The organism is Anaerostipes stercorihominis (assembly GCF_057535655.1).
Map to the genome: position 1 here is coordinate 313,310 of NZ_BAAJCL010000003.1, position 10,195 is coordinate 323,504.

The following is a 10,195-nucleotide window of genomic DNA, read 5'->3' on the forward strand; positions in this document are numbered from 1 at the left end:
ATTCATAGGTTTTTCTCGATGCACTTTTTTAAAATGTCGAAATTGCACGGGCCTGCATCTAAAATCATTGTGTGGTATGCTTTTAAGCTATATTTTTTACCTGCCTCTTTCTTATAATAGGATAAAAGCTTCTGAAACTCTTGATATCCAATATAATAGGAAAGATAATTTGCAGGATCTTCAACAATTATCTGAAAAAGCTCATCTGCCTGGGAAGAAGGAATTCCATACTGTGCTAAATATTTTCTGGTATCTTCTTTCTTCCACCCTTCGTAATGAATTCCAAAGTCTGTTCTGGAGCATATGGCTAAATTGTATTCATACATCATTACATTTAATTTTGCATAAATATCACGATTTGTCCCGGCATCGATGGTACGATAACTCCAGCCTTCTACATAGGAAGCCCATCCTTCTGTATATCCCGGATAATTCAAAACATAACGAATGGGCGCTTCCTTCTTTGCGGCATAGTACACATTCTGATATAAATGACCGGGATATCCTTCATGTGCAAGGGTCGGATACAAGCTGACTGCATCATTGGTCTGTGACTGATTAATATAAATCACATTCTCCTGATAGGAATCTATTGCAGGAACCATATAAAATGCCGGACTGGTATCCTTTTCCATTGAGGAATGCACATATTTCACCTGATAATTGACCTTCGGTGCTTTTGGATAATATTTTATCATTTTTGTTTTCAGTTTTTGAATGATTGTCTCAGGGTCTTTCTCCACATAAGACTTCCATTTTAGATTCATGTAATCTTCCACTGCCTTTGGAGATTTGATCTGCATGTTCTGAATCTCTTGAATACACTGATGAATATTTGCTTCTGTATCCTTTATCATCTCCTGAATCGTACGACTTGACCCTGTCTTTGCACGAACCAGCGCCTCATAATAATGACGACCTTTCTTAAAATAAAACAGTCCAGCCTCGTTTTTTCCATTTCCTTTGAGATTCTTAAGCTGTTGTGCCAGCCTCTCATAAGCAGGAATCACCTGATGATATACTATTTCACGATTTTTTTTGATATAGCTTTGCTGTTGTGCCTGACTTAGCCCTTTGACTGCCTGAATGCGCTGCTCAAACGTACCGAGAAGCATATGATCCTCCCGACGTTTTATAGAGCTTTGAATCTGTGCAATCACTCGTTCTACACTTTCATCTGACATAAATAAGCCCCTTTTGATTCTTTCTTTCTCGTATTCAACGATCGACTGAAAGTAATCATCCATTTGTGACAGCATTTGAAAATAGGAGGCAATATCACTTTTCTTCTTTAAGCGATATTCACTGAATGTAATCAAAAGTTGTGCCTGCTGCCCTGAACCGGAACTTAAAAGCGATGGATAGTATGGATAATTCGCCATATCCTCCTGCATTTTGAAATAGTCCTTCAGAACCTCGTATGTAATTTTCTGGCTTTTTGACAGTTTTTTCAAATCAAATTTCTGCAGTTTTTTTTCTTCCTTGTGAATCTGTTTTTTTTCTCCTTGAATCTTATCAGATTCAATGGGATTCAGGGATTTTTTCTGATCTTTGATTCCGTATTGTTCAGGATGTTCCAATGTATAATGGAGATTGATACCGTTATCTGTCACATTCTCCTGAAAAAGTGCTGACAGATAACGATCAAACTTCTTCTGTACCGATGCATTCAGCGTTTCCGTCTTAGCTGTACCGCTCTTATGAGATTCTCCGAAGGATGAATCAATTCTTCCGCAGCCTGAGACAGTCAAGGATATCGTCATACAAAAAGACAATATCCAAATCGGTATTTTTTTCATAAATGCTCCCTTCTTTGAGCGAATCAAACATCTGCTTACTATTATACTATTTTTTGGAGAAAAAAAATAGACTAACCTGAAAAGATGTACTATAATTAAAACCAGAAACTAAAAAATCGGAGGATTATTATGAGTAAAACACCATATTATATTACAACTGCAATTACTTACACTTCCGGAAAACCTCATATCGGAAATACTTATGAGATTATTTTGGCAGACAGCATTGCACGATATAAGAGAATGGAAGGTTATGATGTTTTTTTCCAGACCGGAACAGATGAACATGGACAGAAGGTAGAGTTAAAAGCTGAGGAAAAAGGAATTACCCCGAAAGAATTTGTCGATGATGTCGCAGGTGAAATTCAAAGAATCTGGGACCTTATGAATACTTCCTATGATAAATTTATCCGAACAACGGATGCGGATCATGAAAAGCAGGTACAGAAGATTTTCAAGAAGCTCTATGAAAAAGGTGATATTTACAAAGGAGAGTATGAGGGACTCTATTGTACCCCATGTGAATCTTTTTTCACTGAAAGTCAGCTTGTAGACGGAAAATGTCCTGACTGCGGACGCGAGGTTCAGCCTGCAAAAGAAGAAGCATATTTTCTTAAGTTAAGCAAATATGCGGACGGGTTAATTGAGCATATCAATACACATCCGGAATTTATTCAGCCGGAATCCCGCAAAAATGAGATGATGAATAACTTCCTGCTGCCGGGTCTTCAAGATCTGTGCGTTTCCAGAACTTCTTTTAAGTGGGGCATTCCGGTTGATTTCGATGAAGGGCACATTGTCTATGTATGGCTTGATGCTCTGACAAACTATATTACAGGAATCGGTTATGACTGCGATGGAGAAAACAGCAGCCAGTTTCAAAAATTATGGCCTGCAGATCTCCACCTCATTGGAAAAGATATCATTCGTTTCCACACAATCTATTGGCCAATCATTTTAATGGCTTTAGATCTTCCTCTCCCAAAACAAGTATTCGGTCATCCTTGGCTGCTTCAGGGCGATGGAAAAATGAGCAAATCCAAAGGAAACGTTTTATATGCAGATGATTTGGTAGATTTCTTCGGAGTAGACGCTGTCCGCTATTTTGTACTGCACGAAATGCCATTTGAACGTGACGGTGTCATTTCATGGGAGTTAATGGTAGAACGAATGAATTCCGATCTTGCAAACATTCTCGGAAACCTGGTGAACCGGACAATTTCCATGTCCAATAAATATTTCAATGGAGTTGTTGAAGACCGCGGAGCGACCGGAGATTTTGATGAAGACCTGAAGACAGTCGTCACAAGCGCCAGAGACAACGTTGCCGACAAGATGAAAGAACTCCGTGTTGCCGATGCCATCACTGAAATTTTTAATTTATTCCGCAGATGCAACCGTTATATTGATGAGACCATGCCTTGGGTTCTGGCAAAAGACGAGTCACAGCAGGATCGTCTTGCCACAGTCCTTTACAACTTAGTTGAAGGAATTACGATCGGCGCTTCTCTTTTAGAACCGTTTATGCCTGAAACCTCCGGAAAAATCATGGCTCAGCTGCATACATCTGCCATTGCTTTTGAACATTTAAATTCCTTTGGAAACTATCCAACCGGAACAAAAGTAACAGAAAAACCAGAAATCTTATTTGCACGATTAGATGAAAAAGAAATCCTTGAAAAAGCTCAGGAATTGATGGATACGCAGGCAAAAGCTGCTGCGGGAGAACCGGTAATTGAAATTGAACCTAAAGAAGAAATTCAATTTGATGATTTTATGAAAATGCAGTTTCAGGTTGGAGAAATCATTGCATGCGAGGAAGTAAAAAAATCTAAGAAATTACTTTGTTCTCAGGTTAAAATCGGCAATCAGGTTAAACAGATTGTTTCCGGTATCAAAGCTTACTACAAACCGGAAGAGATGGTCGGAAAAAAAGTTATGGTTCTCGTTAATTTAAAACCGGCAAAACTTGCAGGCGTCTTATCAGAGGGAATGCTTTTATGTGCAGAAAATGAAAAAGGTGAGCTTGCCCTGGTTGTTCCAGAAAAAGATATGCCATCCGGCGCTGAAATCTGTTAAATTTCTTATTTCATTCTCCTGCACCAAATAACTAAAGCGTTTGACAAGCAGATTTCGGTATGCTATGGTTATTTTATGCAAAATTGATTGATAATTATTAAGGAGGTTTACACATGAAAAGCACAGGCATTGTAAGAAGGCTTGATGAACTTGGAAGAATTACGTTACCGATTGAATTACGTCGAAACTTTGATGTAAACGAACGTGATCCTCTTGAAATATTTGTAGATGACGATAAAATCATTTTAAAAAAATATAATCCTGCAGATATTTTTACCGGAGAAGATATGGATGATCTGGTTGATTATAAAGGAAAAAAGGTTTCTAAAAAATCAATCATTGAATTAGCAAAACTTGCAGGACTTCATATTTCCGAATAGAAATACAAAAGGTATGGACCTCTCGATCCATACCTTTTATTTATTCTCAGATTCACTTAAAAGCTGCCGATAAATATCTCGTTTCCCAAGGCCTCTGTCCTTTGCCACAAGTTTCATAGCGTCCTTTTTTGAATAACCCTGCTGCATATATCTATCCATATGTTCATTCAACGGAACTTTCCGAAATTCTTCCTGATTTTCTTTCTTTATTTCCCGCAAAGATTTCCCTTCTACGATTAAAACACATTCGCCTTTAGGCGGATTTTCTTTATGATAGGCAATGATTTCTTCCAGAGTGGATACAAAAACAGATTCATGACGCTTGGTTAATTCCCTGCATAAAGTCGCAGAGCGATTTCCAAGTACCTCCAATAATTCTTGCAGAGTTTTCATCAAACGATGCGGCGCTTCATACAAAATGATCGTTCTGGTTTCGCTCTCCAGCGTCTGAAGAATATCTTTCCGCTCTTTCTTATCTGCAGGGAGAAACGCTTCAAAACAAAATCGTCTCGTGGGAAGCCCGGAGATTACCAACGCATTAACAAAAGCACAGGCACCCGGAAGAGCTGTTACCGTAATTCCTGCCTCATAGCACTGACGAACCAATTCCTCTCCGGGATCTGAAATACCGGGAGTTCCGGCGTCGGTTATCAAAGCAATCTTCTTTCCATCCAACAGCTGTTGCACCAGCACCTTTGCTTTGTCTACTCGATTATACTCATGATAACTGGTCATTTTCGTTTTGATTTGAAAATGATTTAATAACTTAATACTGTGCCTCGTATCCTCCGCCGCAATGAGATCCACCTCTTTTAAAGTCCGAATCACACGAAATGTAATATCTTCCAGATTTCCAATAGGTGTTGCGCATAAATATAAGGTTCCTGCCATTAATGTTCCTCCCGCTCCATTCCATAAATCTTATAAACTTCATCGGTATATCGGTTTGGTTCTTCATAAACGATCAAAGGTGGCTCCACAATCATTCGGGATTTCCCGCCTTTTACAGCCTCCAATAAAAATATGTTAGATTCCTTATTTTCATAGGGATGCACAAAACGTATTCTTTTTGGCTCTAACCCGTCCCCGGAAAGCTGGTTTAATATTTCCGCTAATCGAAAACTTCGGTGAACTAAAAATAATTTTCCACGATGCTTCAGTAATTTTTTAGCTGTCTGTGATATATCTGAAAAAGTGCACAAAATTTCATGCCGTGCGATGGCTTTGGTATCAGAGGGATTCACCAGACCATGCCGGCCAATCATATAAGGCGGATTGGAAGTTATCACATCAAAACTATCTTGTGGAAAAATCGCAGAAGCTTCCTTTATATCACCCTCTACGATTTCTATTTTTGACTCCAAACCATTTAATTGTACACTTCGATTTGCCATCTCTGCCATCTCCGGCTGTATTTCCAATCCTGTAAGATGTCCGGCTTTCGTCTTAGCCTCCATTAAAATCGGAAGAATACCGGTTCCAGTTCCAAGATCCAGGACCTTTCCTCCGTCTCTTACAGACACGAAATCCGATAAAAGCACTGCATCCATTCCAAAACAGAATCCTTGCTCCTTTTGAAGAATTCGGTATCCATGAATTCCAAGATCATCAATTCTTTCTCTTTCCATGTCCTTTACAACCCTGACATCCCTGTCTCTTTCTTCTCATCAATAGATCATCAATCTTATACTCCTGAATTTCTTTGTCTCCATTCTCGTTCTCCACAATCAATTTGACTTTCTGACGCAGAACATCAACCCTCTGTACTTCGCCAATGGTGCCGTCCTTTGCTTTCACTGTCTCCCCGATATTCGGAAGCTTGCTGTTTAAATATTCATAAGTTTCCTGCTCATTTTTCAGACAACACATTAATCTTCCGCACACGCCGGAAATTTTAGTGGGATTCAGTGAAAGATTTTGTTCTTTTGCCATCTTAATTGACACCGGAGCAAATTCAGAAAGAAAAGTATTACAGCATAATTTTCTTCCGCATATTCCCATTCCCCCAAGCATCTTTGCCTCATCTCGGACACCAATTTGCCGAAGTTCAATTCTTGTCCGGAATACTGCCGCTAAATCTTTTACCAATTCCCGGAAATCTACTCGCCCGTCCGCCGTAAAATAGAACAGGACTTTGTTATTGTCAAAAGTATATTCTGTGGATACTAATTTCATATCCAGTCCATGTTCCCGTATTTTTTTCAGGCAAATTTGATAAGCATCTTTTTCTTTCCGGCGATTTTTTTCTGCTCTCTCATCATCTTCTTTTGTCGCAATTCTGATCACAGGCTTTAATTCGTCTCCGATGCATGTATCCTTCACCTGTCTTCGCTCCGCCACTACCGTTCCGTATTCAATTCCGCGAATTGTCTCTACGATCACATGGTCCCCTATTCGCACTTCAAATTCCTTCGGATCAAAGAAATAAATCTTGCCCGCCGTACGAAATCTTACGCCAATTACCTCTATCATATTTTGCCATTCTCCTTTATCGTCATCAGCAGCAATTCCATTGCCACTTCAAAATTTACATTGGCAACCAGTCTTCTTCGTGCCTTTTCTACCTCATCTAAAATATGACTAATCCCCTCAAAAGAGAGATAAATTTCCTGTTCTTTCAACTGTCGGTATTTATCTTTAAAAACAAGATGATTTAGCGACCCGGTTGTTTTTAAGATTAGCATATCTCGATACCATACCATAATAATATCCAGAAAATCATAAATTTCATTTTTATATTTTGTCAAATTCTTCGCATAGGATACAACCTCGTACACTTCCATTCCCTGGATATGTGCCATAACATTGACAGCCTCATTGAGCATATCCTGAAATTCTTCTGTTTCCAGCACATGAAGAGCCCGTCCAAGATTTCCCAGGGCAAAGGACGCCGCAAACTGAATTTTAGAATCACTGGCATCTGTGTGCTCTCTTAAATATTTTTCAATTTCATCGGTTCTTACAGACCCCAGTGTCATACAGACACATCTGGATAAAATTGTATCAAGCAATCTGTCCTTATTATTGGTTAAAAGCAAAATCACCGCATATGCGGGAGGCTCTTCCAATGTCTTAAGCAGCGCATTTTGTGCTCCCTGATTCATACGGTCTGCATCATCAATAATATAGATTTTGTAATCTCCGCTGTATGGTTTTACATCAATATTTTCATTAATTCCCTTTCGTATCTCATCTACTCGAATTTCATACTTTTCATGAGTTACATAAATCAAATCCGGATGATTTCCGGATTCTACCTGAGCACACGCCTGACAGCTTCCGCAGCCATTCTTTGTCTCACATAAAAGAGCCTTTGCAATGGCTTTTGCAATCATCATCTTTCCACTGCCATCCTCACCACTTAGCAAATATGCATGAGAAATCTTTCCCATTTGTATCGCATCTTCAAAATGAGAGATTATTTTTTTATGTCCCACTATTGCATCAAAACTCTTCATACTATATCACCCTTTATCATGAAATTTTTTATTGACCTGCATCACAATTCTCTGATGAATCTCCTCTATTGCCATGCTTCCATCAATTTTATAAATTCGATTCGGATACATCTCTGAAAGCTTTCTGTATCCTTCTGCCACTTTCTCATGGAAATCCAGTGCTTCACTTTCCATCCGATCAAGATTGGTTTGTTTTTTCTTTCTGGAGATTCCCATCTTAGCATCCAAATCAATCAAGATTGTCAAATCCGGCACTGTATCTCCGATTGCAAAATGATTTACTTGATACACCAAATCAATTCCCATATTTCGCGCAATTCCCTGATATACCACTGAGGATTCCACAAAGCGATCGCAAATGACGATCTTTCCTTCAAAAAGTGCGGGCCGAATCACCTCTTCCATCAACTGTGCTCTTGCCGCTGCATATAAAAGCAATTCTGTCATACTGCCCATTTCTTTGAAATCTTTATTCAGAATGACTTGGCGGACTGCTTCACTAATCGGTGTGCCGCCTGGCTCTCTGCATACTATTATATCATAACCTTTACTGGATAAATAGTCTCTTAATAATCCAATTTGTGTTGTTTTTCCCGCCCCGTCCGGACCTTCCATTGTTATAAATAAACTCATATATCATATCCTCTTATTTAGTACATAAATTTTATGATCTGATACTCCGACCATTTTCATTTTATCATTTTCGTATTGAAGAAGCTTTTGAACTGCATTTCTTGAAATAATTTCTCCAGGTACAATCAAGGGAATTCCCGGAGGATACAAAAAAATAAAATCAGCCCCAATCGTTCCCTCTGCTTTTTCCAAGTCTACAGGACGCCGTGAATATTGGGAAGTCTCCTGAGGCGTCAGTGCCATCTGATTTTTTATTATAAAATCTCCTTGCTCTAATTGCTCAGAGTTGGATATTTTCTGATCAATTTCATGCAATGCATGAAAGAACCGGTTCCACCCTTCTTCAGTATCACATACACTTGTCATCGCAATCACATAAGATATTTCCGCCATTTCCAGTTCCAAATGATAGGAATCTCTTAAAAGATCAAATAATTCCTGTCCGGTCATCGAGGTGTTTTTCACACTCAATACAAGCTTTCCCGGATCATCATTTTCAACCAGATGAATATGCACAAGTTCCTTTAATTTTCTGCGCATTATCAACAATTGATCTGCATATTGTTGAAAACTTTGCGGATTTTCCGCACATCTGTGGACACACCACTCCGCCGACGCCATCAAAAGATACGAGGGTGAGCTGCTCTGAAAGATGGAAAGTTTTCTTTGTATGTTTTCTCCTGAAATGAAATCGCTGCATAAATGCAAAATTCCCGTTTGGGTCAAAGAGGGAAGCGTCTTATGCAGACTCTGAATGACCAAATCTGCTCCCTGAGATACTGCACTTTCCGGAAAAACAGAATGGAATACAAAATGAGCGCCATGCGCTTCATCTACAATCAAAGGAATTCCATAACTGTGAAGAAGCTCTGAAATCTCCTGAACTTCCGAAATCCGTCCCTCATAAGTTGGTGAAACAATGACCGCAGCTTTTATGTCTTTTTCCTGGTCTAAAATCTCTGCAATTTGCTGCATTTTGATTCCAAGACAAATCCCATCTTCATCAATTTCAGGATATACATAGACAGGATGCAGTCCCAAAAGCTCCACTGCGTGATAAATTGATTTATGACAATTTCTCGCCATTAAAATTTTATCCCCTATTTTACATAAAGCAGCAACTGCTGCTAAATTTCCTGCGGTACTGCCGTTAATTAGAAGATAGCTCTCTTTAACCCCATATACCTCTTTTATAAAGCTCATAGCATCCCGAATGATCCCTTCCGGCTGATGCAAATCATCATAACCGGTTATTTCTGTAATATCCCGGGAAAATAATTCTGAAACAAAGGAATCTCCATACTTTTGTCTTTTATGTCCCGGCATGTGAAATGGATAGATGTTTTGTTTGTTAAGATCCTTTAAACATTCAAATATTTGTGTCATATATAACATCCTTATACTATCTTTTTCATTTTTCACTTTTTATTATAACATATTTCTACATATTTCTATATGTTTCTAATAGCAGAACAAAGAGGACAAGTCCGCCTCGAACTTCTTGAATTCTTCAATCCTTGAGGGATGCTGGACATCTTAACAGATGTCCTCTTAACACCGACCGAAATAAAATGCAGACCTTGTTCCGCTTTGCGCGCCGATGTGCGGCTGCTTTCGCAGCTTTTCTCTGCATATCGTGTGCATCCCGCAAAGCATTTATAATATAGGAAAGTTCTAACTTTCCTATATTATAAAAAAAGATCCCTATCAATAAGGATCTTTGCAAAATGCCCAGAGCCGGAATCGAACCAGCGACACGAGGATTTTCAGTCCTCTGCTCTACCGACTGAGCTATCTGGGCTTAAATATTCATTTGAGGCAACTCTGTTACTGTGGATTTAAAATT

The 10,195-nt window shown here is 39.0% G+C and carries 9 protein-coding genes and 1 tRNA gene; 2 read left to right on the forward strand and 8 right to left on the reverse strand.

Translation table 11 applies throughout. The features are described from left to right. Positions 1-2: 2 nt before the first annotated feature. Positions 3-1,799 (reverse strand): DUF885 domain-containing protein, encoded by a 1,797-nt coding sequence (locus AC27EF_RS05360; protein WP_487109408.1) that lies wholly within the window; start codon positions 1,797-1,799, stop codon positions 3-5. Positions 1,800-1,928: 129 nt separating this feature from the next. Here AC27EF_RS05360 and metG point away from each other — a divergent pair, with 129 nt between their 5' ends. Beyond that, a complete protein-coding gene (gene metG / locus AC27EF_RS05365) occupies positions 1,929-3,878 on the forward strand; it encodes a methionine--tRNA ligase (protein WP_487109409.1) in 1,950 nt (649 codons plus the stop codon). Positions 3,879-3,991: 113 nt separating this feature from the next. Then, positions 3,992-4,258: an AbrB/MazE/SpoVT family DNA-binding domain-containing protein gene (locus AC27EF_RS05370; protein ID WP_487109411.1), complete on the forward strand. Its 267-nt coding sequence runs from the start codon at positions 3,992-3,994 to the stop codon at positions 4,256-4,258. A 36-nt stretch (positions 4,259-4,294) separates the two neighbouring features. Here the strand turns inward: AC27EF_RS05370 and rsmI are convergent, their stop codons facing one another. From rsmI to AC27EF_RS05405, 7 genes are all read right to left on the reverse strand, one after another. Further along, positions 4,295-5,149: a 16S rRNA (cytidine(1402)-2'-O)-methyltransferase gene (gene rsmI, locus AC27EF_RS05375; RefSeq protein ID WP_487109412.1), complete on the reverse strand. Its 855-nt coding sequence runs from the start codon at positions 5,147-5,149 to the stop codon at positions 4,295-4,297. Then, a complete protein-coding gene (locus AC27EF_RS05380) occupies positions 5,149-5,886 on the reverse strand; it encodes a tRNA1(Val) (adenine(37)-N6)-methyltransferase (protein ID WP_487109413.1) in 738 nt (245 codons plus the stop codon). The genes rsmI and AC27EF_RS05380 overlap by 1 nt, the downstream gene beginning before the upstream one ends. Next, positions 5,867-6,730 (reverse strand): PSP1 domain-containing protein, encoded by an 864-nt coding sequence (locus tag AC27EF_RS05385; RefSeq protein ID WP_487109414.1) that lies wholly within the window; start codon positions 6,728-6,730, stop codon positions 5,867-5,869. Before AC27EF_RS05385 ends, AC27EF_RS05380 begins: the two co-directional genes overlap by 20 nt. Continuing rightward, on the reverse strand, positions 6,727-7,716 hold the full coding sequence (gene holB, locus AC27EF_RS05390) for a DNA polymerase III subunit delta' (protein ID WP_487109415.1): 990 nt from the start codon (positions 7,714-7,716) through the stop codon (positions 6,727-6,729). The genes AC27EF_RS05385 and holB overlap by 4 nt, the downstream gene beginning before the upstream one ends. 6 nt (positions 7,717-7,722) lie before the next feature. Continuing rightward, the gene (gene tmk / locus AC27EF_RS05395) at positions 7,723-8,349 is read right to left on the reverse strand and encodes a dTMP kinase (RefSeq protein ID WP_487109416.1); all 627 of its coding nucleotides are present in this window, start codon (positions 8,347-8,349) and stop codon (positions 7,723-7,725) included. 3 nt (positions 8,350-8,352) lie between these two features. Then, complete coding sequence (locus tag AC27EF_RS05400) at positions 8,353-9,735, reverse strand: aminotransferase class I/II-fold pyridoxal phosphate-dependent enzyme (protein ID WP_487109417.1); 1,383 nt, start codon at positions 9,733-9,735, stop codon at positions 8,353-8,355. A gap of 342 nt (positions 9,736-10,077) precedes the next feature. After that, positions 10,078-10,150 (reverse strand) — tRNA-Phe (locus AC27EF_RS05405). Positions 10,151-10,195 lie beyond the last annotated feature (45 nt).

Coding starts and splice junctions, on each gene's coding strand:
- AC27EF_RS05360 (WP_487109408.1), bottom strand. CDS start 1,799: ATGAAAAAAATACCGATTTGGATATTGTCTTTTTGTATGACGATATCC.
- metG (WP_487109409.1), top strand. CDS start 1,929: ATGAGTAAAACACCATATTATATTACAACTGCAATTACTTACACTTCC.
- AC27EF_RS05370 (WP_487109411.1), top strand. CDS start 3,992: ATGAAAAGCACAGGCATTGTAAGAAGGCTTGATGAACTTGGAAGAATT.
- rsmI (WP_487109412.1), bottom strand. CDS start 5,149: ATGGCAGGAACCTTATATTTATGCGCAACACCTATTGGAAATCTGGAA.
- AC27EF_RS05380 (WP_487109413.1), bottom strand. CDS start 5,886: ATGGAAAGAGAAAGAATTGATGATCTTGGAATTCATGGATACCGAATT.
- AC27EF_RS05385 (WP_487109414.1), bottom strand. CDS start 6,730: ATGATAGAGGTAATTGGCGTAAGATTTCGTACGGCGGGCAAGATTTAT.
- holB (WP_487109415.1), bottom strand. CDS start 7,716: ATGAAGAGTTTTGATGCAATAGTGGGACATAAAAAAATAATCTCTCAT.
- tmk (WP_487109416.1), bottom strand. CDS start 8,349: ATGAGTTTATTTATAACAATGGAAGGTCCGGACGGGGCGGGAAAAACA.
- AC27EF_RS05400 (WP_487109417.1), bottom strand. CDS start 9,735: ATGACACAAATATTTGAATGTTTAAAGGATCTTAACAAACAAAACATC.